Origin of the sequence: Trinickia caryophylli, from assembly GCF_034424545.1 — a bacterium.
GTDB lineage: Bacteria > Pseudomonadota > Gammaproteobacteria > Burkholderiales > Burkholderiaceae > Trinickia > Trinickia caryophylli.
Map to the genome: position 1 here is coordinate 939,907 of NZ_CP139970.1, position 26,835 is coordinate 966,741.

Annotated in this window: 27 protein-coding genes, 3 tRNA genes and 1 pseudogene; 20 read left to right on the forward strand and 11 right to left on the reverse strand. The window is 64.2% G+C overall.

Annotated elements, in window-relative coordinates:
• Positions 1–121: 121 nt before the first annotated feature.
• Positions 122–1,042, forward strand: a pseudogene (locus U0034_RS04225) (LysR substrate-binding domain-containing protein); the annotation flags it as partial.
• A 41-nt stretch (positions 1,043–1,083) separates the two neighbouring features.
• Here the strand turns inward: U0034_RS04225 and pcaG are convergent.
• Both pcaG and pcaH read right to left on the reverse strand, forming a co-directional pair.
• The gene (gene pcaG, locus U0034_RS04230) at positions 1,084–1,731 is read right to left on the reverse strand and encodes a protocatechuate 3,4-dioxygenase subunit alpha (RefSeq protein ID WP_085224031.1); all 648 of its coding nucleotides are present in this window, start codon (positions 1,729–1,731) and stop codon (positions 1,084–1,086) included.
• Entirely contained in the window at positions 1,731–2,483 is a 753-nt protein-coding gene (gene pcaH, locus U0034_RS04235; protein WP_085224029.1) for a protocatechuate 3,4-dioxygenase subunit beta, read from the reverse strand. Before pcaH ends, pcaG begins: the two co-directional genes overlap by 1 nt.
• A 126-nt stretch (positions 2,484–2,609) precedes the next feature.
• Here pcaH and U0034_RS04240 point away from each other — a divergent pair, with 126 nt between their 5' ends.
• From U0034_RS04240 to pcaC, 3 genes are all read left to right on the forward strand, one after another.
• Positions 2,610–3,560 carry a LysR substrate-binding domain-containing protein gene (locus tag U0034_RS04240; protein ID WP_085224026.1) on the forward strand — a complete coding sequence of 317 codons (951 nt, stop codon included), beginning with the start codon at positions 2,610–2,612 and terminating at the stop codon, positions 3,558–3,560.
• Between the two features lie 103 nt (positions 3,561–3,663).
• Positions 3,664–5,040, forward strand: coding sequence for a 3-carboxy-cis,cis-muconate cycloisomerase (locus tag U0034_RS04245; RefSeq protein WP_085224024.1), 1,377 nt, complete (start codon positions 3,664–3,666; stop codon positions 5,038–5,040).
• On the forward strand, positions 5,037–5,426 hold the full coding sequence (gene pcaC, locus U0034_RS04250; protein WP_085224022.1) for a 4-carboxymuconolactone decarboxylase: 390 nt from the start codon (positions 5,037–5,039) through the stop codon (positions 5,424–5,426). Before U0034_RS04245 ends, pcaC begins: the two co-directional genes overlap by 4 nt.
• 66 nt (positions 5,427–5,492) lie before the next feature.
• Here the strand turns inward: pcaC and metE are convergent, their stop codons facing one another.
• A complete protein-coding gene (gene metE, locus U0034_RS04255) occupies positions 5,493–7,766 on the reverse strand; it encodes a 5-methyltetrahydropteroyltriglutamate--homocysteine S-methyltransferase (protein ID WP_085224020.1) in 2,274 nt (757 codons plus the stop codon).
• A gap of 110 nt (positions 7,767–7,876) precedes the next feature.
• On the opposite strand from metE, the gene U0034_RS04260 reads away from it, so the two are divergent.
• The 3 genes from U0034_RS04260 to U0034_RS04270 all read left to right on the forward strand — a co-directional run bounded on the left by U0034_RS04260 (position 7,877) and on the right by U0034_RS04270 (position 9,998).
• The gene (locus U0034_RS04260; protein ID WP_085224019.1) at positions 7,877–8,806 is read left to right on the forward strand and encodes a LysR family transcriptional regulator; all 930 of its coding nucleotides are present in this window, start codon (positions 7,877–7,879) and stop codon (positions 8,804–8,806) included.
• Between the two features lie 238 nt (positions 8,807–9,044).
• Complete coding sequence (locus U0034_RS04265; protein WP_170151704.1) at positions 9,045–9,194, forward strand: hypothetical protein; 150 nt, start codon at positions 9,045–9,047, stop codon at positions 9,192–9,194.
• A 207-nt stretch (positions 9,195–9,401) separates the two neighbouring features.
• Complete coding sequence (locus U0034_RS04270; protein WP_085224018.1) at positions 9,402–9,998, forward strand: chorismate mutase; 597 nt, start codon at positions 9,402–9,404, stop codon at positions 9,996–9,998.
• A gap of 6 nt (positions 9,999–10,004) precedes the next feature.
• Here U0034_RS04270 and U0034_RS04275 read toward each other — a convergent pair whose 3' ends face one another.
• Together U0034_RS04275 and U0034_RS04280 are read right to left on the reverse strand one after the other, a co-directional pair.
• Positions 10,005–11,204: an exonuclease domain-containing protein gene (locus U0034_RS04275; RefSeq protein ID WP_085224017.1), complete on the reverse strand. Its 1,200-nt coding sequence runs from the start codon at positions 11,202–11,204 to the stop codon at positions 10,005–10,007.
• A 118-nt stretch (positions 11,205–11,322) separates the two neighbouring features.
• Positions 11,323–11,526 carry a cold-shock protein gene (locus U0034_RS04280; protein WP_085224015.1) on the reverse strand — a complete coding sequence of 68 codons (204 nt, stop codon included), beginning with the start codon at positions 11,524–11,526 and terminating at the stop codon, positions 11,323–11,325.
• Positions 11,527–11,738: 212 nt separating this feature from the next.
• Between U0034_RS04280 and U0034_RS04285 the strand changes: the two genes are divergently transcribed.
• The 3 genes from U0034_RS04285 to U0034_RS04295 all read left to right on the forward strand — a co-directional run bounded on the left by U0034_RS04285 (position 11,739) and on the right by U0034_RS04295 (position 13,831).
• Entirely contained in the window at positions 11,739–11,867 is a 129-nt protein-coding gene (locus tag U0034_RS04285) for a hypothetical protein (protein WP_254902539.1), read from the forward strand.
• A gap of 32 nt (positions 11,868–11,899) precedes the next feature.
• Complete coding sequence (locus U0034_RS04290; protein WP_139831104.1) at positions 11,900–12,169, forward strand: hypothetical protein; 270 nt, start codon at positions 11,900–11,902, stop codon at positions 12,167–12,169.
• A gap of 528 nt (positions 12,170–12,697) precedes the next feature.
• Positions 12,698–13,831, forward strand: a complete 1,134-nt coding sequence (locus tag U0034_RS04295; RefSeq protein WP_085224011.1) for a porin — start codon at positions 12,698–12,700, stop codon at positions 13,829–13,831.
• Between the two features lie 99 nt (positions 13,832–13,930).
• Here U0034_RS04295 and greB read toward each other — a convergent pair whose 3' ends face one another.
• Entirely contained in the window at positions 13,931–14,494 is a 564-nt protein-coding gene (greB, locus tag U0034_RS04300; protein ID WP_085224009.1) for a transcription elongation factor GreB, read from the reverse strand.
• A 169-nt stretch (positions 14,495–14,663) separates the two neighbouring features.
• On the opposite strand from greB, the gene U0034_RS04305 reads away from it, so the two are divergent.
• From U0034_RS04305 to U0034_RS04315, 3 genes are all read left to right on the forward strand, one after another.
• Entirely contained in the window at positions 14,664–15,692 is a 1,029-nt protein-coding gene (locus U0034_RS04305; protein ID WP_085224007.1) for a transporter, read from the forward strand.
• An 82-nt stretch (positions 15,693–15,774) separates the two neighbouring features.
• Positions 15,775–15,851 (forward strand) — tRNA-Arg (locus U0034_RS04310).
• 72 nt (positions 15,852–15,923) lie between these two features.
• Positions 15,924–16,000: transfer RNA gene (locus U0034_RS04315), tRNA-Arg, on the forward strand.
• Between the two features lie 163 nt (positions 16,001–16,163).
• Here U0034_RS04315 and U0034_RS04320 read toward each other — a convergent pair.
• From U0034_RS04320 to U0034_RS04335, 4 genes are all read right to left on the reverse strand, one after another.
• Complete coding sequence (locus U0034_RS04320; protein ID WP_085224005.1) at positions 16,164–18,545, reverse strand: RelA/SpoT family protein; 2,382 nt, start codon at positions 18,543–18,545, stop codon at positions 16,164–16,166.
• 94 nt (positions 18,546–18,639) lie between these two features.
• Positions 18,640–18,843, reverse strand: coding sequence for a DNA-directed RNA polymerase subunit omega (gene rpoZ, locus U0034_RS04325; RefSeq protein ID WP_085224003.1), 204 nt, complete (start codon positions 18,841–18,843; stop codon positions 18,640–18,642).
• Between the two features lie 70 nt (positions 18,844–18,913).
• A complete protein-coding gene (gmk, locus tag U0034_RS04330) occupies positions 18,914–19,582 on the reverse strand; it encodes a guanylate kinase (protein ID WP_085224001.1) in 669 nt (222 codons plus the stop codon).
• Positions 19,583–19,590: 8 nt separating this feature from the next.
• Positions 19,591–20,514 carry a YicC/YloC family endoribonuclease gene (locus tag U0034_RS04335; protein WP_085223999.1) on the reverse strand — a complete coding sequence of 308 codons (924 nt, stop codon included), beginning with the start codon at positions 20,512–20,514 and terminating at the stop codon, positions 19,591–19,593.
• 197 nt (positions 20,515–20,711) lie between these two features.
• On the opposite strand from U0034_RS04335, the gene rph reads away from it, so the two are divergent.
• From rph to U0034_RS04360, 5 genes are all read left to right on the forward strand, one after another.
• Positions 20,712–21,452, forward strand: a complete 741-nt coding sequence (gene rph / locus U0034_RS04340; RefSeq protein ID WP_085223997.1) for a ribonuclease PH — start codon at positions 20,712–20,714, stop codon at positions 21,450–21,452.
• Positions 21,445–22,089: an RdgB/HAM1 family non-canonical purine NTP pyrophosphatase gene (gene rdgB, locus U0034_RS04345; protein ID WP_085223995.1), complete on the forward strand. Its 645-nt coding sequence runs from the start codon at positions 21,445–21,447 to the stop codon at positions 22,087–22,089. The genes rph and rdgB overlap by 8 nt, the downstream gene beginning before the upstream one ends.
• Positions 22,086–23,309, forward strand: coding sequence for a radical SAM family heme chaperone HemW (gene hemW, locus U0034_RS04350; protein ID WP_085223993.1), 1,224 nt, complete (start codon positions 22,086–22,088; stop codon positions 23,307–23,309). Before rdgB ends, hemW begins: the two co-directional genes overlap by 4 nt.
• Before the next feature lie 38 nt (positions 23,310–23,347).
• Positions 23,348–23,437 (forward strand) — tRNA-Ser (locus U0034_RS04355).
• 214 nt (positions 23,438–23,651) lie between these two features.
• Positions 23,652–24,323: a UdgX family uracil-DNA binding protein gene (locus U0034_RS04360; protein ID WP_085223991.1), complete on the forward strand. Its 672-nt coding sequence runs from the start codon at positions 23,652–23,654 to the stop codon at positions 24,321–24,323.
• Positions 24,324–24,346: 23 nt separating this feature from the next.
• On the opposite strand, the gene U0034_RS04365 is transcribed toward U0034_RS04360, so the two are convergent.
• Positions 24,347–25,075 (reverse strand): helix-turn-helix transcriptional regulator, encoded by a 729-nt coding sequence (locus U0034_RS04365; RefSeq protein ID WP_085223989.1) that lies wholly within the window; start codon positions 25,073–25,075, stop codon positions 24,347–24,349.
• A gap of 362 nt (positions 25,076–25,437) precedes the next feature.
• On the opposite strand from U0034_RS04365, the gene U0034_RS04370 reads away from it, so the two are divergent.
• Complete coding sequence (locus tag U0034_RS04370) at positions 25,438–26,208, forward strand: hypothetical protein (RefSeq protein ID WP_158243589.1); 771 nt, start codon at positions 25,438–25,440, stop codon at positions 26,206–26,208.
• Positions 26,205–26,795, forward strand: a complete 591-nt coding sequence (locus U0034_RS04375; RefSeq protein WP_158243588.1) for a papain-like cysteine protease family protein — start codon at positions 26,205–26,207, stop codon at positions 26,793–26,795. The genes U0034_RS04370 and U0034_RS04375 overlap by 4 nt, the downstream gene beginning before the upstream one ends.
• Positions 26,796–26,835: the final 40 nt, after the last annotated feature.

Sequence of the window (26,835 nt, forward strand, 5' to 3'; positions counted from 1 at the left end):
GTCTCCTGAATGATCTTGAAATCGTGAAGACGATTCTCCGCGCTCTCCCCAATATGCAGCAACGCGATTATCAGGATATGTTCTATACGAATTTACGATATCGATCCGCGGAGCTTCGCCGATGCTCAGTCTTGACCTCAATCTGATTCCGTTCCTCGTGGCACTCGAGGAGACGCGCAACGTCAGCCGCGCCGCGGTGAAGCTCGGCGTGAGCCAACCGCGGGTCTCCACGGCGCTCGGCAAGCTGCGGACCTACTTCGGCGACCCGCTCTTCGTGCGGACGTCCCGAGGGATGGAACCCACACCGCGCGCCATGGCGCTGATTCCGGCCGCGCGCGAGGCGCTCGTCCATATCGAGCGTGGCATCGTGGACGTCCAGGAGTTCGACGCGGCGACGACGAACCATACGTTCTCGATCGCGCTTTCCGACGTCGGCGAGATCGTGTTCCTGCCGAAGCTGCTGCAAGTGCTGGCGGAACGCGCGCCGCGTGCGAGCGTACGCTCGCAAACGCTGCCGCCCGCCGAACTCGAGCGCGCGCTCGAAGCGGGGGAGATCGATCTCGCGATCGGCTATTTTCCCGACTTGGGCGGGACGAACTTCTTCCAGCAGCGGCTTTTCTCGCATCGATTCATTTGCATCATGCGGCGCGATCATCCGCTCGCCCACACGCCGCTCACTCTCGAACGTTATCTCGAGTGTGGCCACGCCGTCGTCCACGCGGCGGGACGAAGCCAGGAGGTGCTCGAAAAGTATCTGGACAAAAAGCGCATCCGGCGCCGCGCCGCGCTCGAGACATCGCATTTCATGAGCCTGCCGTTCATCCTTTCCCGCACCGATCTCATCGCCACGGTGCCGCACGCAATCGGCTTTGCCTACGCTGCCGAGCATGCGTCGATCATGCTCGCCGAGCCGCCGCTGCCGCTGCCTCATTTCGATCTGAAGCAGCACTGGCACCGCAAATATCACAACGACGCCTGCACGAAATGGCTGCGCGCCGTCGTATCCGAACTCTTCAACGATGCGCTCGACGAATGGCCGAAAGCGCGCCCCACCCCGGCGAGGCGCGCCCCTCAGCCACCGGCTCAGATGTCGAAGAAGACCGTCTCGCGTCCGCCGTCCGGCGTGTCCTGCAAGCGCACGTCGAAAGTGTAGACGCCCCGGCCGTTACGCTCGCTGCGGGCCGCAACGAGCGTCTTGCGCCGCACCTCCCACTCGATCCCGGTCAGTACCGGGTCGCGCGCGTTCGCTTCGGCTTCGTCGCCGAAGTAAAGCCGCGTATGCAGCCCGAGGTTGATACCGCGCGCGAAGATGGCGACACAGATGTGCGGTGCCTGCGGTGCCCCCGCGCGGCCGTCCACCGGGCCCGGCTTGATCGTTTCGAAACGGTAGACGCCAGTCTCGAAGTCGGTGCCCGTGCGCCCCCATCCACGAAACGCGGGGTCGAGCGGTTTCGCCTGGCGATCGCCGGGGTGTGCATATTTGCCGTCGGCGTTGGCCTGCCAGATTTCGATCAGCGCATCGCGCACGAGCGAGCCGGAACCGTCGTAAAGGCGCCCTTCGATCTCGATGCGCTCACCGCGCGTGTCTTCGGTGGCGAGCATGTTGCCGAAGTTGTTTTCGAAGATATCGAAGCCCGCCTGCTTCGGAGCGAGGCCGATGTGCACATAGGGGCCACCGGTCTGCGAGGCGGTCTCACGCAGACGAAGCGGCGCAAAAGAGGAGAACGACATCACCTGGCTCCCGGAAAAGACGGTTCGAAGTAGGTCGAGCGGCGTCCGCGCAGCGTGATATCGAAGCGGAAACACCGGCTGTCGAGCGGAATGTCGTTGCCCGTGTCGTGCAGCGCGATCAGCCCGCGCACCTGCTCTTCAGTGGGCACGGTCTTCAGGATCGGGCATTGCGCGATCAACGGATCCCCTTCGAAGTACATCTGCGTGATGAGCCGCTGCGCCCAGCCGTCGCCGCTCAGCGAGTAGTGAATGTGCGAGGGGCGCCAGTCGTTGATGCGATTGCGCCACGGATAGGGGCCCGGCTTGATCGTGCGAAAGCAGTAATAGCCGTTCGCATCGGTCAGCATGCGGCCGCAGCCGCCGAAATTCGGATCGATCGGCGCAAGGTACTTGTCGTTGCGATGACGATAACGGCCTCCGGCGTTCGCCTGCCAGACCTCGACGAGCGCGTTTTTCACGGGATGCCCGAATTCGTCGCGAACAAAGCCGTGCACGACGATGCGTTCGCCGATCGGCAACCCTTCTTTTGCAAAATTGAGAATCAGGTCGTTGTCGAGCGGCCCCAGTTCGTCGGGCGTGATAACCGGGCCCGTTGTCTCCGAGAGTGTGTTGAGCGTCGAAATCAAGGCGTTGCGCGGGGAACGCAGCACGCTCGTTTTGTAGCCCGGCGTATAGGCCGGCGGATGCTGCGACGTATCGCGCTGCGCGAATTCGAGCCAGGCGCCGCCGTCGCCGGCTGCCGAGGTCTGCATGGTCGTCTCCTTCAGGATTCGTTCGAGTAGCCGGCCGGCAATGGCCCGGACGGTGAACCGATAATGTAGGTTTCCGGAAAATTTAGGTAAATTGAGATGTTTTCGCGAATTTCATAACCCCAGGTAATGGAAAATCGACTCCGCTTTCGTCATATCAGCTGCTTTCTGGCGATCGCCCGCGAGCGCAACCTCGGGCGGGCAGCCGAACGATTGCATCTGAGCCAGCCCGCCGTGTCGAAGACGCTGTCCGAGCTCGAAGCGCTCGCGGCCGTGCAGCTTGTCGAGCGAGGCCGCCACGGCGCGCGTCTCACACCCGCCGGCGAACACTTCCTGCGTTATGCCGCAAGCGTCGGCCAGGCTTTGGAGTCGGCGGGAGCTGCGCTCGCGGGCGCGGCCATGCCGTCCGCCGCGGTGCTCGAAATCGGCGCACTACCGACCGTCGCGAGCGGGCTGCTGCCCGATGCGCTGGCGCGGCTGCGCGCACTGCGCCCACATGCGGGCGTACGCCTGCGCACGGCCGCCAATGCACCGCTGCTCGCGGCACTGCGCGCCGGCGAACTCGATTTCGTCGTGGGACGCATGGCCGATCCTTCAGCCATGCAAGGGTTGTCGTTCGAGCTGCTCTACGCCGAGCCGCTCGTCATGGTCGTGCGCCCTCGTCATCCCCTGCTCGCGCAAGGCGGTGCCTCGCTGCCGGCGGTGCTCGACTACCCGCTGATCGTCGCGCCGGCCGGCACGGTGCCGAGGCTCAACACCGATGCCTATTTCGATGCCCATGCGCTGCGCGTGCCGCCGGACTGCGTCGAAACGCTGTCAGTCTCGGTGGCGCGCCTGCTGGCCCGCCGCTCCGAGGCGGTCTGGATTACGCCGGAGCGAGCGGCACGGGACGATCTCGATGCCGGCTGGCTCGTCGCGCTCGACCTGCCGATGGCAGGCGCACAGGAGCCGGTAGGTATCGTGCGGCGCAGCGCGGACGCGCCGAACGAGTTGGCCCAGACTTTCGCGGCCATCCTGCGCGAACTCGCAGTGGTCACACCGGCCAAACCGAAGCGGCGGAACAAACGTGGCCTTTCTTGACCGCTAGCGCAGGCGGCGAATACCATGCGATCCGAGCGTTCGATTTTCGACACATCGTTCGATTACCGAACAATCCATCTTCAAGTCATTTCGAAGTCCGCCCATGTTCGAAACCGAAGGACGACTGACCGACCGACTGGCGTCGCCGGACGCCTTGCTCGCTCTTTTCTCCCCGCGCGAGACGGTGCAGCGCATGCTCGACGTCGAGGCGGCCCTCGCGCGCGCGCTCGGAGCCGCCGGGGTGATTCCCTACACGGCGGTAGAGCCGATCGAGCATGCGTGCCGTGCGGAGCTGCTCGATGCCGAAGCGCTGACACAAGCCGCGGCCCGCGCCGGCAACATCGCTATCCCGCTTGTCAAGCAACTGACTGCGCGCGTGGCGCAGCGCGACCCCGAGGCGGCGAAATACGTGCACTGGGGGGCGACGAGCCAGGACATCATCGACACGTCGCTCGTCTTGCAGCTGCGCGATGCCTTCGACTGGTTCGACGAGCACCTCGCGTCGGTGGCTGACACGCTTGCCGCGCAGGCCGAGCGCCACCGCGCGACGCCGATGATCGGGCGCACCTGGCTGCAGCAGGCGCTGCCGATCACGCTCGGCCTGAAATTCGCGCAGTGGCTCGACGCGCTCGATCGGCACCGCATCCGTTTTGCGCAATTGCGCGCTCATGCGCTGGTGCTGCAATTCGGCGGTGCCGCCGGCACTCTCGCCAGCCTTGGCGAGCATGCCCAGGCAGTGGCCCAGGCGCTATCGGATGAATTGGCACTGCCGTTGCCGCTCGTCCCGTGGCATACGCAGCGCGACCGGCTCGTCGAAGTCGCCACCACGCTCGGCCTGCTCACGGGCACGCTAGGCAAAATCGCGCGCGACGTGTCGCTGCAAATGCAATCGGAGATCGGCGAGCTGGCCGAACCTTCGGGTGCTGGCAAGGGTGGCTCGTCGACGATGCCGCACAAGCGCAACCCGGTCGGCTGCGCAGCGGTGCTGAGCGCGGCCACGCGCATGCCGGGCCTTGTTTCGACGATGCTGGCGGCGATGGTGCAGGAGCACGAACGCGCGCTCGGCGGCTGGCAGGCCGAATGGGAAACGCTGCCCGACATCGTGCGCCTCGCTGGAGGCGCCGTCGCCCAGATAGGCGAAATCGCGCAGGGCATGGAGATCGATCGCGACCGCCTGAGCGCCAATCTCGATCTCACGCGCGGGCTCGTCCTGGCCGAAGCGGTCATGCTCGCACTGGGCGAGTCGATGGGCAGGCTGGAGGCGCATCGGCTCGTGGAAGCGGCGTCCCGCGAAGCGCTGCAAAGCGGGCGTACGCTGCGCGAGGTGCTGGCTGGCCGCCCCGAGGTCACGCAGCGGCTCGACACCTCGCGCCTCGATGCCCTCTTCGATCCGGCGCAATACGCCGGGCTGGCCCTTCCATTCGTCGACGCGGTGCTCGACGCGCACCGCGCATCGCTGGTCACTCAGGAGTCCCCATGAACGAAGACCAACGCTACGACGCCGGCATGACCGTGAGACGGGCCGTGCTCGGCGACGCTCATGTCGATCGATCGCTCGCCAACCGTAACGAATTGACGAGCGAGTTTCAGGCCCTCATCACCCGGTATGCATGGGGGGAAATCTGGACGCGCGAAGGGCTGCCGCGCCATACGCGCAGCCTGCTCACCATCGCGATGATGGTCGCGCTGAACCGTGGCGAGGAACTGGCGCTGCACCTGCGCGCTGCAAAAAACAACGGCGTGACGCGCGACGAAATCAAGGAAGTGCTGCTGCAGACTGCAATTTATTGCGGTGTACCCGCGGCAAATTCGGCCTTCCATCTGGCCGATCGCATCTTCCGCGAGGAGGACGGCGCCCCGGCCTGACAGCCAGGTCGCCGCCCGCCAGCCGCCGGGCGGCGGGTGCGACGGCAAGCCGTCCCCCGGCCGCAGTCAGGCCGCCTCGAGCCGCGCGCGCAGATTGCGCGCGGCCTGCACCATGTTCGCCAGGGCCGCCTCGACTTCAGGCCAGTCGCGCGTCTTCAGCCCGCAGTCGGGGTTGACCCAGAGGCGCTCGGACGGAATCACGGCGCACGCACGCTCGAGCAGCCGCTCCATCGATTCAACGCTCGGCACCCGCGGCGAATGGATGTCGTAGACGCCCGGTCCAATGTCGTTCGGATAAGAGAATTCGCCGAACGCGTCGAGCAACTCCATCGCCGAACGGGACGTCTCGATCGTGACGACGTCGGCATCCATTGCGGCTATTGCCTCGAGAATATCGTTGAACTCGGAATAGCACATGTGCGTGTGAATCTGCGTCTCGTCGGCCACCCCACCGGCGGCAATATGGAACGCGCGCACGGCCCAGCCCAGATAAGCGGACCATTCGGCGCGCCGCAGCGGCAGCCCCTCGCGCAATGCGGGCTCGTCGATCTGGATGATGCGAATGCCGGCCTTCTCCAGGTCGAGCACCTCGTCGCGTACCGCGAGCGCGAGCTGAAGCGCCGTCTCCTCGCGCGGCTGATCGTCGCGCACGAACGACCACTGAAGCAACGTCACGGGGCCCGTCAGCATGCCCTTCATCGGACGCGCGCTCAGCGATTGCGCATAGCGGGCCGTCTCGACGGTGATCGGCTCGGGCCGGTAAACGTCGCCATAAATGATCGGCGGCTTCACGCACCGCGAGCCGTAGCTCTGCACCCAACCGTTCTCCGTGAACGCATAGCCCCACAACTGTTCGCCGAAGTACTCGACCATGTCGTTGCGCTCGGCCTCGCCATGCACGAGTACATCGAGATCGAGCGCTTCCTGCCGCCGCACCGCCAACTCGATCTCGGCACGCATGCGTTCCAGGTAGTCGAGAGCCCCCAGCTCGCCGCGCCGGTATGCGGCGCGCGCCTGACGGATCGACGAGGTCTGAGGGAACGAGCCGATCGTCGTCGTTGGCAATAAAGGCAACTGCAATGCCGCTTGCTGCACGCGGGTGCGTTCGTCGAACGGACTTTTGCGCAGCGTATGCGATTCGGTAACGCTCGCCACCCGCTTTCGAACGAGCGCGTTGACGACGGCATGCGAGGCTCGACGCGCGTCGAGCGCTGCGCGGGCCGCTTCGATGGCTGGCTGCGCGGCCTGAGGATCCGCAAGCGCAACGGCTACCGAGTGGACTTCATCGAGCTTCTCGGTTGCGAATGCAAGCCATGACTTGAGTGCCGGATCGAGCTTGCGCTCGGTCGCAAGGGAGACCGGTACGTGCACGAGCGAGCACGACGGCGCGATCCACAACGCCTCGCCGCGCGCCGCGTGCACCTCATGCAACGACTCGCCGATCGCGGCAAGGTCCGCACGCCAGATGTTGCGTCCGTCGATGACGCCGACCGAGAGCACAGTGCCCGCGGGCAGCGCGGCCTGCCAGGCATCGAGCTGGCCGCGGCCGCGCACGAGATCGATGTGCACCCCGCCGACGGGTAGACGGGCGATGCGCGACGCATGCTCGGCCGCCGAGCCGAAATACGTCGCGAGCAGGATCTTCAACCGGCAAGCGCCGAGCGACTCGTACGCGTCGTCGAATGCCGTCAGCCAGCGCTGGTCGAGATCGGTGCAGAGCACGGGCTCGTCGAGCTGTACCCATTCGACACCGCGAGCCGCGAGTGCATCGAGTACGCGCGCATATCGCTCGACGAGCGCCGGCAGCAGCGAAAGCCGGTCGAAGCCCGCAACATGGCTCTTCGAGAGCCAAAGGTAGCTGATCGGCCCGACAAGTTGCGGCTTGGCCGCGTATCCTGCCGCCAGCGCCTCGTCCAGGTCGTCGAAGAGCCCGCTCGCGCCCTCGCCGAAACGCGTCTCGGGTCCGAGCTCCGGCACAAGGTAGTGGTAGTTGGTATCGAACCACTTCGTCATTTCCATGGCGGGCTGCGCCGGGTTGCCGCGCGCCAGCTCGTAGTACTGGGCAAGCGTCAGATGCGCGGCATCGAAGCCGAACCGGGCCGGCAGCGCGCCAAGCAGGGCACTGGCGTCGAGCATCGGATCGTAGTACGAAAAATCGCCCACCGAGACGAAGTCGAGGGACGCGGCCCGCTGCGCGCGCCAATGGCGTTCGCGCAAGGCGCGCGCGGTGGCGCGCAAAGAGGCTTCGTCGGCCTCTGCGCGCCAGAACGACTCTTGCGCGAACTTCAACTCGCGGTGCGCGCCGATGCGAGGGAATCCAAGAATATGAGTGCGAGGCATGAAAGGCTCCAAACAGAATGGCGGCCAGTCTGCGAGACGCGCTATCATTCATCAAGCGACATGTTTTCATGATTCTATGAATTTCATTCATATTCATTTCCACTTGCACCATGCTTGAAATTCGACACCTGCGCTCGCTCGTGGCCATCGCCGAATCGGGCAAGCTGGTGGCGGCGGCCGAACGCGTGCACTTGAGCCAGTCGGCGCTTTCGCATCAGATTCGCGATATCGAAGCGCACTACGGCGTGTCGCTCTTCGAGCGCACGAAGCAAGGCCTGCGCTTCACCCAGGCGGGCGACCGACTGCTCGCGCTCGCGCGCGAAATGCTTGTCGCCGTGGCGGCCGCAGAGCGCGACCTCGTGCGCTTGAAGGGCGATACGGAAGGCGAACTGCGGATCGTGCTCGAATGCCACACGTGCTTCGACTGGTTGATGCCCGTGATGGACGAATTCCGCCGCCGCTGGCCCGAAGTCGAAGTCGACCTCGTCGCGGGCTTTCACGCCGACCCGCTGCGGCTCATCGACGCAGGCAAAGCCGACGTCGTGATCGGCTCGAAGCCCGAGCGCAGCCGCGGCCTGCATGTCGCACCACTCTTTCGCTTCGAAATTCTGGTCGTGCTCGCCAACGAGCATCGGCTGCGCAACAAGCGCCGCGTCGAAGCGAACGACCTGGTCGGGGAAACCCTGATCACGTACCCGGTACCGGAAGCCCGGATCGATCTGATCCGGGAAGTGCTGGCACCCGCCGGCATCGAACTCCCGCGACGGACGGCCGAACTGACGATCGCCATCATGCAGCTCGTCGCAAGCCGCCGCGGCATTGCAGCGTTGCCGAATTGGGGTGTCAAAAACTATGTGGACCACGATTACGTGCTGGCGAAGCGCGTTGGCACGCGCGGGCTGTGGAGCGAGCTCTACGCGATCGGCGGTGCACAGGTGACGGCCAAACCGTATTTCGCCGACTTCGTCTCGATCGTGCGAGACAGTTGCGCCGCGCAACTCGACGGCATCGAGTTACTGCCGCAGGCAGCCGCTGCCTGAGCTTCTGCATCCGCTTTGCCGCGTGCGCTCGGGCACGGAACACAGGGCACGTCTGCCGCAAGCTGATTGCAAAGGCGAAACGGCGCGGGCCTGTTCGATGAGACTTATCGATTTCCCGCAAGCGCTCTTCACTTCCCGACACCTGTGCCGTTAATGCAACAAAGCGTTAAAAAACGCTTCGGCGCTGGCATCGATCGGCGAGCGCATCAGATAATCGCCCTGTGTCAGGAGAGAAATCATGGAAGCAAAGCCCACCAAAATTCCGCCCCCAGACAAAGTGTCCAGCCCGGACCCGGAACCGGTAGGCGTCGAATTCATGGGCGCCGGGCTGCCCGAGCACGTTCGCGCATTCTTCGACGAGCAACGCAATTCTTGCGAGTCGACCTGAGCCCGCACGGTGACGGGTTCAGGTCAGCAGCATCGGCCGCGCAATTCGACGATGCGCGACGCAGGGGCGCTGGCGCCACAAACGTGACGAACGGGTAAGAGCGGGCAAGGCCGCATCTCTTCTCTCTTGGCTGCGCCAGTGCATACTACGCACTGGCCGCTTTTCGCTCGTTGCCGGCTTGCCGGCGCTTCACGCTCATTTCATCCGATGAACCTTCGTTTGCGCGCCACCTTGCTTGGCGCTGCCGTGCTTGTTGCCGCCGTCACGGCGATGCCCGCCCGGGCCGGCGCGGACGGCGACGACACACCGCTCATCAACGTCGTCGCCCTGGCCTCCCAGCGGCTGGCGCTGGCGGTGCCCGTCGCCCAGTGGAAGTGGGCCAACAACCGGCCCATCACCGATGCGCCGCGCGAAACCGCGCTGCTCGCCGACGTCGAGCATCGCGCGCAAGCGGCAGGAGTTGACGCCGCCTATGCGCGCGCGTTTTTCCAGGATCAGATCGACGCCAGCAAACAAGTGCAGGACGCGCTCTTCGCGCAGTGGCGCGCAAGCGCGCCGCCGGCCGGGCCCGCGCCTGACCTCGCCGCGAACACGCGCCCGGCGCTCGATCGGCTCACCCAGGCGCTCGTCGCCGGTCTTGTGCGGGCCGGCTCGCTGAGCTCGGCGCCTGATTGCCCTGTCCGTCTGGCCCGAAGCATCCAGACCTGGAAGACGATGACCCGATATGACGCCATTCAGGCACGCGCGCTACCCACGGCGCTTGCACACGTATGCAAGAACGGCGGCGTGGCACAGATCAGCTGAGCAAGCTCAGGCGGCGGGAAGGCCGCCCTGCTCCAGCGCCGTCTCGCACGGGCTGCCGCTTGGAAGAACTGGCAGAACTGGCGGAACCGGCAGCAGCGGCACGATCTCGAGGCCACGCTCGAGATGCGCGGAGAGAATGCGGTAGGTGGACAGGTCGAAGCCAGCGTTGGTCCCGTCGGTCACCAGCTCGGCTGCAGCAGCCATCGACAGGGCCGACCCGAGATAGCGCCACCGATCGACTACGTGAAAATGCGCTGAGCCCGCGGCCTCGCCGCGCTCCTCGAATGCGATGGCACTGCCGAACGGCCATGCGGCAGAGGTCGGGTCCGTCCTGCTGGCGCGCACCGCCCGATTGAACGTCGGCCGCAAGGCCTCGACCCACTGCGCTTCGACGAGTAACGCGCCCACTTCTCCACCGGTTTCGCGCCATTCCAGGCGCCTCACCTGCTGCGCGATGCGCAGTTCGCGGGCAGACCGGCGCTCGCCCGCCAGATGTGCCCGCACGCGCTGCCGCAGCCGCACGCTGCGCCCGACGTAAAGCGCCGCGCCGGATTCGTCGAAGAAGGCATAGACGCCACAGCCCGGCGGCACCTGATCGAGGACGTCCTCGGTAATGTCGCCGGCAATACGGTAGCGGCGCAGCGTACGCTCGACATGCTCGCGCAGTACCTCGACGGGCCACAGGCCGTGCAATCGGCGCCAGAACTGCCAGAGCAGGTCGGCATCGGCGAGCGCGCGGTGCCGGGCGAGCGGGACGAGCCCATGCCGGTCGATCAGCGCGTCGAGGCCATGCCGCTTCTCGCCCGGCTGCAGCGCGCGCGAGAGACGCACCGTGCAAAGAACGTCCGGATTGAAGCTGAAGCCCGCGCGACTGAATTCGCTGCGCAGAAAGCCGCGATCGAAATTCGCGTTGTGAGCGATGAAGAGCTTGCCCTCCAGCCGGCCGTGAAGTTCGGCCGCGATGTCATCGAACGCGGGTGCGCCGCGCACCATATCATCGGTAATGCCGGTGAGCTGCTGAATGAAAGGCGGGATGGGCTGATGCGGGTTGACCAGCGTGGTCCAGCGGGTGACGCCTGACGCGCCTGCCTCCACAATGCCGATTTCGGTGATGCGGTGGTCGGCGACCGACCCGCCCGTCGTTTCGAGGTCGACGAAAACAATGGGGGTTTCGACTGCCGGGCTCGGCAACGGTGAATCTGACATAAAAAAAGGCGCTCGGTAGGGCTTCGATGATCGAAGTATGCACCAGCCGAGCGCCTGCTTCGATACCGGCTCCGCTCACCGCGAGGCGGCGCGCCGGTACGCGAGGATAGGCGTGTATTTACAGCGGACGAATATTGGCGGCCTGCTTGCCTTTCGGCCCCGTCTTCACATCGAATTGAACGCGCTGGCTTTCCTTCAGCGACTTGAACCCTTCCGCCTGGATTTCCGAGAAATGCGCAAACAAATCTTCGCCGCCCCTATCGGCCGTGATAAAACCGTAGCCTTTAGCATCGTTGAACCATTTGACGATACCGGTTTCCATAGTACTAATTCCCTCGAGATTTAATGAGACGGGCAGCGCCCTCCACCGAAAAAACTTGTTGCCGCGCCGCCCCCAGTCTCTCCGCCCAGGGCCGCCGCCAAGTCGATCCGGCGCTGCTTTTATAAAGGTAACGGCAACCGGTCGTCAAGAAATTTTTCATTAACTGGACACTTCGGACATTGAACGCGCACAGCCTGAAATGGAACCGCCTAATGCGCGTCAATATTACCTGGGTGGGTATGCGCAACCACTATTCCAAAGAAAAATATACCGGATCGAAACAAAGCCTTTCTAATGTAAGTATTTTTCCGGGTTGTGCGGCGCTGTGGCGCGCCGGATGATCGGACTAGATGTACCCGCACGGGAGACCGCCATGTCAATAACAGCTTTCAAGCACCTGCTTCGGCGGGTGCTGCATCTTTCTGCGCCGCCTGCGCGCGAGCGCCTCTCCACCACCTACCCCGCGCCGACGATTCCTCTCGATCCCTTCTGGCACGGAGACCATTGGCAAAACCTGCTTGCTTCGCCAATGGACGCTCGCCACTATGTCATGGAGGACTGGGCGGTGCCGCCCGGAGACGCACTCGACGCTCCGCGCGCCGCGTGGTCCAAGGATTCGCGCAGTCCACGCCGTTCGCACTGACAGTTCGGCGCGGGCTTTCCACCCGCACAAAAAAAAGCGCGCGGCGCAAGGCCGCGCGGAACGGGTTGGAGATCTCTTTCGGGTGAAAAAGAGTCTGCTCTCGCAGAGCGGTCAGTGTAGCAACTGTGCTTATCCTGATTAGCGTCTGAACAGACAAACCTCTTTTTCGCCCGCAGAAACAATCCACGCCTTTTTTCTGCCCTGTTTCGGTGGCGTGACGGTTCCGCCCCTGTGTCCTAAACACAACATCGCCAATTGGCCGCATTCGACCGCCGCACCCCTACGCCAGCCACGAAGCCTTGCCCTGCAAGGCTTTCCAGCCATCGAAGCGCCATTGCGCGAGTGCAAATACATTATTGCCAAATCAGAAATGGCGGTTCTGCGGTAACGCTCATTTACACTCGGCGCAGTTGGGAAACAGATGAAGTTGTTTTGTTGCGGGCCCGTATTCGTGTCGTTTCGCCTCTCGCCTAATAGGGCACGAACATTTCCCGAGGCCGTCAATAAATCCTGTTCTGGAGCGATAACATGAGAAAGACTCTATTGGTCGGCGCCCTCGCGGGCGTATTTGCATCGATGGCTCATGCGCAAAGCAGCGTCACGCTGTACGGCTTGATCGACGCGGGCATCACGTACACGAACAATTATCAGGGCCACAGCAACTGGCAACAGACGAGCGGCATGATCAACGGCAGCCGCTGGGGCTTGCGCGGTGCCGAAGATCTCGGCGGCGGCCTCAAGGCAATCTTCACGTTGGAAAACGGCTTCAACATCAACACCGGTACGCTCGGCCAACAGAGCCGCGAGTTCGGCCGTCAGGCCTACGTCGGCCTGTCGAGCGAACAGTTCGGTACCGTCACACTGGGCCGCCAGTACGACGACGTGGTGCAATACCTCGGGCCGCTGGCGCTCACCGGCACGCAATACGGCGGCACGACGTTCGCCCACCCGTACGACAACGACAACCTCGACAACTCGTTCCGGGTAAACAATTCCGTTCATTATCAAACGCCTAGCTACGGCGGCTTCAAGCTGGGCGCGATGTACGGTTTCTCCAACTCGGCGGGCGCGTTCTCGAACAACCGCGCGTACAGCATCGGCGCGTCGTACAACTGGGCCGGCTTCAACTTCGCGGCCGCTTATCTGCAAGTGAACAATGGCTTGTCGTCGAACACGACGACGGCTCTCGGAACAAACACGGGCGGCGCGGTAACCGACTCCTACTTCACCGCGGGCCGCCAGCGCATTTGGGGCGCAGGCCTGAACTACACGTTCGGCCCGGCGACCGCAGGTTTCGTATTTACGCAGTCGCGCGTCGACAACCTCACGACCATCGCCAACGTGGGGACGCTCCCGGGCTCGAACTCGATGCGCTTCAACAACTATGAAGTCAACGCGCGGTACGCACTCACGCCGTCGTTGAGCCTCGCGGGCGAGTACACCTTCACGGACGGCAGGCTGAACAACGCCGATCCGAAGTGGCACACCGTCGGGCTGCAAGCCGACTACATGCTCTCGAAGCGGACCGACGTCTATCTGGAAGGCGAGTACCAACACGTGAGCCAGGATGGCACGGGCCTCACGGCGTATATCAACGGTCTGCGCCCGTCGACTACGCCGAATCAGGTCGCCGTGACCGCCGGCATCCGTCACCGGTTCTAATACGATTGGAACGAAAGGCTGTACGCTCGAAGGCGCCGCTCGCGGCGCCTTTTTTTATGTCCCATGTGTCTGGCGCTCCCGCTTGCACGCTTGCACGCTTTATTCGCCCGGCTGCGGATAGCGCACGTCGAGCACATCGATCTGCTCGATGCCGGCCGGCGTATGGAGCGTCACCGAATCGCCGATACGCGCCTTGAGCAGCGCCCGCGCGACCGGCGAAATCCAGCTCACGTGGCCGCGGTCGAGGTCAACCTCGTCGACACCCACGATCGTCACCGTATGCGACTCGCCATCTTCGGTCGCATATTCGACCGTTGCACCGAAAAACACCTGATCGACGTTCTCCTGGCGGCTGCTGTCCACCACCTCGGCCAAGTCGAGCCGCTTCGTGAGGAAGCGAATCCGCCGGTCGATTTCTCTCAGCCGGCGCTTGCCATAGATGTAATCGCCGTTCTCCGATCGATCCCCGTTCGACGCCGCCCAAGAGACGAGCTTCACGACATCCGGCCGCTCGGTATCGATGAGATGCAAGAGCTCGTCGCGCAGGCGCTTGTGGCCCGCGGGGGTAATGTAATTCTTTGCGCCGGCCGGAACCTCCGGCTGGGCAATATCGGTATCGTCGTCGGCTTCGCCGCTCGACTCTTTGACAAAGGCCTTGTTCATTCTGACTACCACTGCTTCGATTCAATGAATTTTCAAGCGTACACGATCGCGGCGGCGATAATAAGGGGCCTTGCCCGCCGAGCCGCCCGGCCGGTCCCCGCTCGGGGGCTTCAAGCCCGCGTCACATCGGCGTGACATGATGTCCAACGATGGGAGAACGAACCGAACCATGCGCCTTGCCTCGACGATCGCAACCTACGGCGCAGACCCAGCCGGCCTGATCTGCGGCTTCCGCTTCCGCTTCGAGGAGCCGGGCACGCCCGTGAGCGCCGAGGACATTATTGAAGTGCTTACGGCGGAAAGCGATTCGAGCGAGCGCGCCGAATTCTTCTGGCTGCACTTCAATCTCGCCCATACGGCGAGCGAACCCTGGATGAAGGCGCATCTCGAGCTGCCAGATGCTTTTTTCGAGGCGGTGGGTAACGAATCGCATTCGACGCGAATCGAGCGGCATGAGGGCGGGCTTTTGGCCGCGATCAACGACGTGGTGTTCGACTTCGACTACGGCCCACCACAAATCGCGACACTGTGGGCCTACACCCATCGGCGCATCCTCATCACCGCGCGCCTCAAACCGATGCGTTCGGTCGACACGCTGCGCGAAGCCGTCAAGCGTGGCGAAACGTTTCACTCGTCTGCCGATCTGCTCGTGCACCTCATGCGCGATCAGGCCGATCTCATGGCCGACATCGTGCGGCGCACGAGTGTGGAAGTCGATCGTGCCGAAGACCGGTTCCTTGCCGAAAAGGCTCAAGCCGGTCAGCACGAATTGGCCGCCATGCGACGCGTGCTCGTCCGGCTGCAGCGGATGCTCGCCCCGGAACCCGGTGCGATGTTTCGCCTGCTTGCACGTCCGCCGCTGTGGCTCGACGCGGCCGACATTCAGAGCCTGCGCGAAACGACCGAAGAGTTCTCGCTCGTGCTCGGCGACATGGCCGGCCTCGTCGATCGAATCAAGCTGCTGCAGGAAGAAATCGCCGCCCGCCTGAACGAGCAGAGCAACCGCACGCTGTTCACCCTGACGCTCGTGACCGTGCTGGCGCTGCCGATCAATATCGTGGCCGGCTTCTTCGGCATGAACGTGGGCGGCGTACCGTTCTCGAACAACGAGCACGGCTTCTGGCTGATGGTGATCTTCGTGGCGGGCTTTACCGCGCTCGCCGGCTGGTGGGCATTCCGGCGGCGCCAGTCGCGTTGACCGCCATCCTCCGCCCGCGCAAAAGAAGATGCAAAGGGCTCTTCCCTTTTTCCGCGAGGCTGCTATAATTTCGCTTCTGCGTGCGGCTGTAGCTCAGTTGGATAGAGTACTTGGCTACGAACCAAGGGGTCGTGGGTTCGAATCCTGCCAGCCGCGCCACCTTTTCGAGAGCCTTCTTCACGGAAGGCTCTTTTGTTTCACCGAAGTCAGGTGAAGCGTGTTTGTTTGCGTGCGGCTGTAGCTCAGTTGGATAGAGTACTTGGCTACGAACCAAGGGGTCGTGGGTTCGAATCCTGCCAGCCGCGCCACCTATAAAGGGCCTTCCAGTCGGAAGGCCCTTTGTCTTTTTGGCCGGCGCCGCGGCGCGGATTCCTCGGTTACTTGCCCGGCTCGGCACCCAAAGCGCCACCCCGGCGCCACCCCGGCACTACCCCAAAAGGCGCAGACCCTCCGCCCCGCTCCGCCTGGCACTCAGTAGTCGGCGCGTTCGCGCTCGATGCGCATACCGCCGTCGTGCCGATGATGGCCGTCGTCGCTCGGGCGCTCGCGCGCGATGCGCATGACGTCGGGGTTCGTTCGCACACGGCGCATGACGTTGGCCAGATGCACGCGGTCGCTCACCTGAATCACGAAGCGCAAAACCGTGGATTCGTGCGACAGATCCTCGTCCATTGCGATGTGCACGATGTTCGCATCGGCCGACGTGATGTCCGCTGCCACCCGCGCGAACACGCCCTTCGTATTCTTGACGAGCACTTTTATCGCCACGTCAAACAGACGGCCGGGCTGCGGAGCCCAGGCAACGTCGATCCAACGGCCCGGATCGCGGCGATGAATACGCTGGGCCACGCGGCAATCGGTGGTGTGAATCGCCATACCGAGGCCGATCCCGATGTAGCCCATGATGTCGTCGCCGGGAATTGGCCTGCAGCACGCCGAGAGCTGCACCGACATGCCCTCGGTGCCCGTTATGACCACGGGCGGCGCATGCGGCGCGCTCGCATGCTCGGCGCGGGGGTGATCTTCGTCGGGCTCGCGCCCGTTGATCAGCACCTCGATGCGCTTGGCCATGACGGCAGCCACGCGCCGGCCGAGTCCGATGTCGGCGAAGATCTCCTGCCGGTTCTTGTTGCCCGTCCACTGCACGAGCTTGTCCCAGATCTCGGGCTCGACATCCGCCAGCGAGAGCCCGTAGCCCTTCAAGCTCTGGTCCACGAGACGCTCGCCGAGCTGAACCGACTCGTTGAGCCGCATCGTCTTCAAGTAGTGGCGAATCGCGGAGCGCGCCTTGCCGGTACGCACGAAGCCGAGCCATGCCGGATTCGGCTTCGAGTAGGGCGCCGTGATCACCTCGACGATGTCCCCGCTCTTCAATTCGGTGCGCAGCGGCAGCAATTCGTTGTTGATTTTCACGGCGACGCACTGATTGCCGAGATCGCTGTGAATCGAATAGGCAAAATCGAGTGCCGTCGCGCCACGCGGCAGTGCCATGATCTTCGCCTTCGGCGTGAACACGTAGACCGCATCGGGGAAAAGGTCGATCTTGACGTGTTCGAGGAACTCGCTTGAATCGCCGGCCTCGCTCTGGATGTCGAGCAGCGACTTGAGCCACTGGTGCGCGCGCTTTTGTACGTCGTTGAGATCGGCGCCGCCGTTCTTGTAGAGCCAGTGCGCCGCCACGCCCGCCTCGGCGATCTCGTGCATCTTGCGCGTGCGCACCTGGAATTCGATCGGCGCGCCGAAGGGACCTACGAGCGTCGTGTGAAGCGACTGGTAGCCATTGACCTTCGGGATCGCGATGTAATCCTTGAACTTTCCCGGCACCGGCTTGTATAGCGCATGCAGTGCGCCGATGCAGGTATAGCATTCGAGCGCGCTACCCACGACCACGCGAAAGCCATAGACGTCGAGCACCTGAGAAAACGAAAGCTGCTTGTCGCGCATCTTCTTGTAGATGCTGTAGATCGTCTTCTCGCGCCCGGTCACTTCGGCGTCGATATGGGCATCGCCGATTGCGCGCTGCACCGATTCCAGGATCTTGCCGACCACTTCCCGGCGATTGCCCCGCGCGGCCTTCACCGCTTTTTCGAGCGTGGCGTAGCGATTCGGGTTGAAGTTGGCGAAGCTGAGGTCCTGCAGCTCGCGGTAGGTGTTGTTCAGGCCGAGGCGGTGCGCAATCGGTGCGTAGATATCGAGCGTTTCGCGGGCGACGCGGCGGCGCTTTTCGGGGGGCACCGCCCCGAGCGTACGCATGTTGTGCAGCCGGTCCGCGAGCTTGACCAGGATCACGCGCACATCGCGCGCCATCGCAAGCAGCATCTTGCGGAAGTTCTCGGCCTGCGCCTCCTCGCGATTGCGGAATTCCATCTTGTCGAGCTTCGACAGGCCGTCGACGAGCTCGGCCACTTTCGCGCCGAAGCGCTCGGCGAGCTCCGCCTTCGTCACGCCCTGATCTTCCATGACGTCGTGCAGAAGCGCCGCCATGATCGCCTGCGCGTCGAGCTTCCAACCCGCGCACGTCTCCGCCACGGCGACGGGGTGCGTAATATACGGCTCACCGCTTTGGCGGTACTGGCCGAGGTGCGCCTCGTCGCTGAAATGGAATGCCGCCTTGACCTCCTTGATCTCCTCCGGGCTCATATAGCCCGCCAACATCGACGTGAGCTTGGCGATCGAGACGACGTCGTGCTTGCGAGGCTGCTCGGGAGTGGCCGTCGGGCCGAAGAGGTGGCGGAAGGACTGCTCGAGGACGGCGTCGATGTACTTGCGCGCGGGGCCGGCGCTTTCCGAATCGTGCTCGTGCTCGACGTTCACCGCGTCGGCGGCGGAGGCGGACGATGGAATGTTGCTCATATTCGCCTCCGTGCGGTTGCTTGAGGAGTGGCGCGGGCGGGATGTGCTGCTGCAGCAAAAGCGTGGCGCCGGCGCGCGGCACCACGCGCAATGCTCAGACCGGAACCTTCTTCAACATCTCGATACCGACCTGCCCCGCCGCGATCTCGCGCAGCGCGAGTACCGTGGGCTTATCACGGCTCTCGAGCTTCGGCGTATGACCTTGGGCAAGCTGACGAGCACGATAGGTTGCGGCAAGCGCCAGCTCGAAACGATTCGGGATTTGCTTCAGGCAATCTTCGACGGTAATACGGGCCATGTTCGAAACTTCCTTCTCAGTATGTTGCTCATTCTACCTTATGTGCGCAATGGCTCTGCCCCGCGCCGCATCATTCGGCATGGGGCAGATGAATCCCCAGTTCGACGAACAGCTCGCTATGGCGCGCATATTGCGACGCGAAGCGCAGCCGCGTCGCATCCACTACGCACTGCAACTCGGAGAGCGCGCGTTCGAAATGCTCGTTGATGATCACGTACTCGGCATCGGATGCATGAGCCATCTCGCTGCCCGCCGCCAACAGCCGCCGCGTGATCACGTTCGGCTCGTCCTGGCCGCGCTTTTTCAGGCGCACCTCGAGCGCTTCGAGCGAGGGCGGCAGAATGAAAATCTCCACCGCATTGCGGAACTGCTTCTTGACTTGCTGCGCGCCCTGCCAGTCGATCTCGAGCAGAACATCGTGGCCGCTTTTCATCTGGTCCTCGATCCACAGCCGCGAAGTCGCGTAGTAGTTGCCGTGCACCTCGGCGCTTTCGAGGAACTCGCCGCGGCCGTGACGTGCGAGGAAATCGTCGGCCGTCGTGAAACGGTAATGCTGCCCGTCCTGCTCGCCGGGGCGCGGCTTGCGCGTCGTGAACGAGATCGACAGGCGGATCGCGGGATCCTTGGCGAGCAGCGCGTTCACGAGCGTCGACTTGCCGGCGCCCGAAGGCGCGACCACCATGAAGAGGTTGCCGGGATACACACCGGCGTAAGGGCTGCGAGGCGTGGCATCAGTCATGGGAAGCCTCACTCCAGGTTTTGGACTTGCTCGCGCATCTGCTCGATCAGCAGCTTGAGCGTCATCGACGCATCGGCGAGCTCTTTTGCCGCCGCCTTGGAGCCGAGCGTGTTCGCTTCGCGGTTGAGCTCCTGCATCATGAAGTCGAGCCGCTTGCCGACGCGGCCGCCCTTTTCGATGACGTGGCGCGTTTCGTTCAGATGCGCCGCAAGCCGCGAGAGCTCCTCGGCGATGTCGATGCGAATGCCGTACATCGTCACCTCCTGGCGAATCCGCTCCGCGATTTCCTCGCGCGAAACGATCGTCGCCGCCGCATCGGGCGCCGCGATTCCGAGCGCTTCCTGCAGACGCTCGACGATCTTCTGCTGGTGCTTGGCGATCAACTCGGGCACGAGCGGCGTAATGCGCTGCAAAATCGCTTCCATCTCGGTGACGTTGCCCACGAGCATCGCCGCGAGCTGCGCCCCTTCCCGAGCGCGCACATCGATGAGCTCGCCGATGGCCTGCTTGCCGCAGGCGAGCACGGCGTCGCGCAGCGCATCGGCGGACGCGCCCGTTTCTGCCAGCACGCCGGGCCAGCGCAGGATCTCGCCGGTGCGCATGCGCTCGGCGCCGGGAAACGCCGCGAGCACCGCCTGCTCGAGCTGCGACAACTGGGCGAGCACATCCGTGTTGAGCGTGCCCGCACCCGGGCTTTGGTCGCTGCGCTGCAGATTCACGCGAATGTCCACCTTGCCGCGCGAAAGCTTCGTCATCAGCATTTCGCGCAACGTGGGCTCGCAAACACGCACCTCTTCGGGCATACGGAAGTTCAGGTCCAGAAACCGCGAGTTCACGGTTCGCAATTCGACCGATACGCTGATGCCGGAGGCCGTGCCCGCCGCTGCGATCTCGCGCGTTGCGCTCGCGTAGCCTGTCATGCTGTAAATCATCGTCCGTTCCGGATAGGGCCGTTGCCGGCCGGTTGATCGTGCCGCCCGCCGCTCGTGTGCCGAGCGCGGGGTTGAACGGGCATTATCCCATTTTTGCGGACGCGACCGCCGCGGGCCGGGCCGATTCGGGCCTGCGCAATGCGCGCGTGCGGGGGCGGTAAAATCACGGTTTCCCCTCCTGCTCACCATTGTCTGCCATGACCGAGATCGTCCAACGTCCGAGCGCCCGCCCTGCCGATGCGCTGCGCGACGTTCGCATCACCCGCCACTACACGAAGCATGCCGAGGGCTCGGTGCTCGTCGAGTTCGGCGACACGAAAGTGATCTGCACGGCGAGCGTGCTCGAGCGCGTGCCCGAGTTCCTCCGCGATCGCGGCCAAGGGTGGCTCACGGCCGAATACGGCATGCTGCCACGCGCCACCCATACGCGCAGCGACCGCGAGGCGGCGCGCGGCAAGCAGACCGGCCGCACGCAGGAAATTCAGCGGCTGATCGGGCGGGCGCTGCGCTCCGTGTTCGACCTCGAGCGGCTGGGGCCACGCACGCTGCATATCGACTGCGACGTCATCCAGGCCGACGGCGGTACGCGCACGGCCAGCATCACCGGCGCCTTCGTGGCCGCACACGACGCGGTGACCCGGCTGATCGCCGCCGGGCGTATCGCAACGTCGCCGATCCTCGACTATGTGGCAGCGATCTCGGTGGGCATCTACGAGGGAACCCCGGTGCTCGATCTCGACTACGCCGAAGACTCGCGCTGCGACACCGACATGAACGTCGTGATGACGGGCGAGGGCGGTTTCGTCGAAGTACAGGGGACCGCCGAGGGCGTGCCGTTCTCGCGCGCCGAGATGGACGCGCTGCTCGATCTGGCCGAATCGGGAATCCGGCAGCTCGTCCACAAGCAAAAGGCCGCGCTGGAGGCCGGACGTGACTGATCGCGCCCGGCCGGCGGCCGGCGGCCTCGGCCGTATCGTCGTGGCGTCGAACAATCCGGGCAAGCTGCGCGAGTTTTCGGCGCTCCTCGGTACCGCCGGGATCGAACTCGTCGCGCAAGGGGCACTCGGTGTGCCGGAAGCGCCCGAGCCTCATCCGACGTTCATCGAGAATGCACTCGCGAAAGCCCGGCATGCCGCGCAGGCGACGGGCCTGCCCGCGCTCGCCGACGACTCGGGCCTGTGCGTGCGGGCGCTCGGCGGCGCGCCGGGTGTCTACTCCGCGCGCTTCGCGCAACGGGCGGGCGGCGAAAAAAGCGATGCGGCGAACAACGCGCACCTCGTCGCGCAACTGCGTGATCGAGCCGACCGCCGAGCCGACCGCCGCGCCTACTACTACTGCGTGCTCGTACTGCTGCGGCACGCCGAGGACCCCGAACCGCTGATCGGCGAAGGCCGCTGGCACGGCGAAATCGTCGATGTTCCGCGCGGGGCGAACGGGTTCGGCTACGATCCGCATTTCTTCGTGCCGGCGCTCGGCGCCAGCGCAGCCGAACTCGAGCCGGCCGTGAAGAATGCGCACAGCCACCGCGCCACGGCATTGCGCGCGCTTTTCGCCAGACTCACGGAGGGCGCATGATCAGCCCCGTCAACCCTACCCGCGACGGCGTGGTGTCCGCCTTCCTCGCACCGGGGAAGATCAACCTCGCCTCGCTGCCGCCCCTCGCCCTCTACGTGCACTTTCCGTGGTGCGTGCGAAAGTGCCCGTACTGCGACTTCAACTCACACGAATGGAAGGGCGAGCGCTTTCCAGAAGACGACTACCTCGATGCGCTGCGCGCCGACCTCGAGCAGGCGCTGCCGCTCGTATGGGGGCGTCAGGTGCATACCATTTTCATCGGCGGCGGCACGCCGAGCCTGCTGTCGGCGCGCGGCCTGGACCGCCTGCTTTCGGACGTACGCGCGCTGCTGCCGCTCGATGCCGGCGCGGAAATCACGATGGAGGCGAACCCCGGGACTTTCGAGGCCGACAAATTCGCGCAGTTCAGGGCAAGCGGCGTGAACCGTCTCTCCGTGGGCATCCAGAGCTTCGACGAGCGCCATCTCAAGGCACTCGGGCGCATTCATGGCGGCACCGACGCCCGGCGCGCCGTGGAGATCGCCGCACAGCACTTCGACAACTTCAATCTCGACCTGATGTTCGCACTGCCGCAGCAAACGCTGGAGGAATGCCGTGCCGACATCGAAACCGCGCTGGGCTTCGCTCCGCCGCATCTGTCGCTCTATCATCTGACGCTCGAGCCCAATACGCTCTTCGCGAAGTACCCGCCGGCATTGCCCGACGACGACGCGTCCGCCGACATGCAGGACTGGATTCACGAACGCATGGCCGGCGCGGGCTACGATCACTACGAGGTATCGGCCTACGCGAAACCGCAGCGTCAGTGCAAGCACAACCTCAACTACTGGCGGTTCGGCGATTACCTCGGTATCGGCGCGGGCGCGCATTCGAAGATATCGTTCGCCCACCGGATCGTTCGGCAAATGCGCTACAAGCACCCTGGCACGTTCATGGAGAAGGCGCGCGCCGGTATGCCTGTACAGGACGAGCACGAAGTCGGCACGCGCGACCTGCCGTTCGAATTCATGCTCAACGCGCTGCGGCTCGACGAAGGCTTCCCCGTGCACCGCTTCGTGGAACGTACCGGCCTCACGATGACCTCGATCGAGCCGGCTCTACGGGAGGCCGAACAGCGCGGCTTGATCGCGCGCGACCACGAGCGCATCGTGACCACGCCGCTCGGGCAGCGTTTTCTCAACGACCTGCAGGCGCTCTTTCTCGGTGACAAGGCGCAATAGCGCGTCAGCGGGCCGTTTCGAGTTACAATCGCGCCCTCGGAGGGCTGGCAGAGCGGTCGAATGCACCGGTCTTGAAAACCGGCAAGGCTTCACGGCCTTCGTGGGTTCGAATCCCACGCCCTCCGCCATCCCGCGCATATCGGCCTCTACCGCAACCCGCCGATCGCCGCCTTCGAAAGCCATACCCCACCAAGACGTCCCCTAGGCGAGTTTTCTCGCCTCGACGCACTGCGCTGCGATCCCGCATCGGCTCGGCGCGCGCAGACGAGGCGCCAGCCCGCAGCCTGGGCATTGCCGTTGCTCCGGTTGATCATGCCCTGACGCCACAGCGCATGACGCACCATGAATGCAGAGAAACGCCCGGTACGCGCCGCTGCGGGCGCGCCCGCCGGCACCGACCCGCAGCAGGAGCCGCATACCCTCGACGAGTGCCGTCGCTGCGGACTATGGCACGACGCCACGCAAGGCGTGCCCGGCGCGGGCCCGAAACACGCACCGATCATGATGGTCGGGGAGCAGCCCGGAGACAGCGAAGACAAAGCGGGCAAGCCCTTCGTCGGCCCGGCCGGGCAGTTGCTCGACAACGCGCTGCGCGACGCCGGCGTGGACCGGCACGACGTGTTCGTCACCAACGCGGTGAAGCACTTCAAATGGGAACCGAGAGGCAAGCGGCGCATGCACAAGACACCGGCGCAACGCGAGGTGGATGCTTGCCGTTACTGGCTCGAGCAGGAACTGACGACAGTCGCTCCCCGCGTGATCGTCGCACTGGGCTCGACCGCTCTCAAGGCCCTGCTCGACGACTCGCACGCCCGGCTGCAGGACTACTTCGGCAGGCAAACGAAGCACGGGGAGCACGGGGAGCGCGTGGTGCTGGCCACGTGGCATCCGTCCTACGCGTTACGGGCGCCCGACCCGGATACGCGGCATCGCGCCTACGACGACATCGTCACGACGCTCAGGCACGCGGGCGAAATCGCCAGGCACACCGAGGTTCATCGGCGCAACCGGTGACGCGCCCGCCCCGGCGGCCGTCCTCAGCATTGCATCTGAATGAGTCCCATCGACAGCGCCTTCATCATCGCCGCGCTGCGCGAAGTCGCGTTCAGCTTCATTTTCGCGTTCTGAACGTGAAAGTTGACCGTATGGATCGAGCAGTCGAGTATCCGGGAAATCTCCCAGCTCGACTTGCCGCGCGCAATCCACTTAAGGCATTCGGACTCGCGCGGCGTCAGCCTGGGCGCGCCCGATCGCAGCTGACTATCGCGGTGCGGCACGAACGTCTCGAACGCCGCGTCTCGAACGAGCGCCAATGCGGCCAGATGAGACTTGCAAGCCGCGCTCACCACGTCGGCGGCCCCCGCGCTCGCAAACGAAAGCATGCCGACTTCGCCCGCCGGGCCATGGATCGGAAAGGCGACGCCCGCTTTCACGCCATATCTCATCGCCTGCTCGTAGATGCCGCGCCCGTCGGCCGCCATGAACTCGTCCGCGAACCATATCTTCGGGCTCGTGCGTGCCAGGCAGTGCTGGTACACCGGGTCGATTTGCAAATAGTGGTTTTCTTCGTAGAGTCGCGACCAGGCCCGAGGATAATTGTCCCGCTGAAAAATATCCCCATTCCTCAAACCGTCCCTGAAATTAAGAAAAAACTTTGTATATTCGAACCCGCACTCCTTTCCGAGCGAAGACAGATTATCGAACCACGCCTGAATGTTGGGCGCATGGGAGAGCCCCCATGCGACGCGCGCAAACTCTTCATTCATGAAGACCTCACAGAGTGTGAGACGCTTTGAACAGCGCGCCCGCCTCCCCGACAGCGGTGACCCCGTCGCGCCATTTAGATCTGAATATATAAAGGCTCGATGTTATTTGCAACATCATTTTGCATCGGTCTTTCCTAGATAATGAAACCGTCCTTCCCAGCCACACCATATACATAAGAATCAAAAAAAATGTGTCGCACACCGGATGCCAGCGCATTACCAATTTATGCAAATTTGCTCGAATCCCCTCAACGTTTGGGAGTTCCGGCTACAAAACGGAAAAGCTCGACTAACCTGGATTGACCGGAATCGGCTGGCGAGCGCGGTTGCGTTTCGCCAGCCGCCGTTCGCGGAGCTCATCCATGAAAATGCTCAGATGCCGGGTGCTGGCCGTTGTTATCGCCGCGCTTCCGTCGTTGGTCCGACCTCAGCCGCCAGACATCTCCGTGTCGCCCGCCCCTTCGGCGTCGGCAGTCGAAACACAGCGTGCAACGCCGCAACGTCAGGCGGCCGAGCAGTCGCTGCGGATACTCGCCTCCCGCCCGTTGCTTAACACCGACCCCCGCAGCGGCAGCCGCATCCTGGATATCGACGATGTTCGCGCGCTTCGCGACGCGACGATCGGCTATGGCTTCGAAGTCCACGTCGTCGACCCGAAGCGGCTGCTGGACGGCGGTTCCATCGACGCGAGCCTGATTCGAAGCGGCGTCTGGCGCTTCGCGATATTGCTCGCCGGCAAGCCGATAGGACTCATGACCGTCGCACGCATCGATGGCCGCTGGCAGATGGTCGAAGTCGGCGCTTCCACCCTCGCAAAAGACATCGCCGACGTTGTCGGCGGCTATGCCGACGATCGCCCCGCGCCGCAAATGCGCTTCATCCGCAGCCCCCAGGCCGTCGCCGACTTCATCGAAATCATCCCGCCGCCGACGCGCGAATCGGCTTCCGCGCGCGGCTACGTTCCGCTCCTGAGTGCGAGCGAGATGATCGATCCCGCTGCGGCATCGCTCCCCGCTGCAACAACCGCCAAACGCGCCGCACGCACCGAACGCGAAATCATCGAAGCCTTGCGGACCAACGTTCGCCGCGGCATGCGAGAGCCGCGCTTCAACCGTCAGGAGTCCGCCCCGTGACCCTTTCGCCAGCCGCCCCGCTTACAGCGGGCACCCTCGTTCTCTCCCTGTTTTGCCTGCCCGCCTCGGCCGGTTCGCAACGGCTCGGCGTACCGCTCGTGCAGCAACAGCACAGCGAGTGGTGCTGGAGCGCCGATGCGAGTGCGCTCCTGGCCTTTCGCGACGTGAGCTACGCGCAATGCCGGATCGCCAACTGGGTCGACTCCGTCGACTATGCCTGCGGTCCTTATCCGTTTTATTGGAACGATCGGGCCAACGAACCCAACTATCTTGCCGGCACCACAGGCATCTCGGGCATCTTATGGTCGCTCGGGCGACGCGACTCCCGGTACTACAGCGGCCCGCTCTCGTTCGCGGCAACTCGCGCGGCAATCGGCAGCGGCGCGCCGATCACGGTCCTCTGGAGCTGGCGCTCGGGCGGCGGGCATTTCATCGTGGTCGAGGGCTATGGCGACGACGGGACGATGCTCTATTTCATGAACCCCTGGCCCGGCGAAGGGGCCGGCTACGGCAACTACCGCTGGGTCCGCTACGGCACCGGAGACATGGGCACGCACGTGTGGTCGGAATCGTTGATCGTTTACTGAATAGCGTGCGCAAGCGCGCGAGGCAGGGCGAATCGGGATG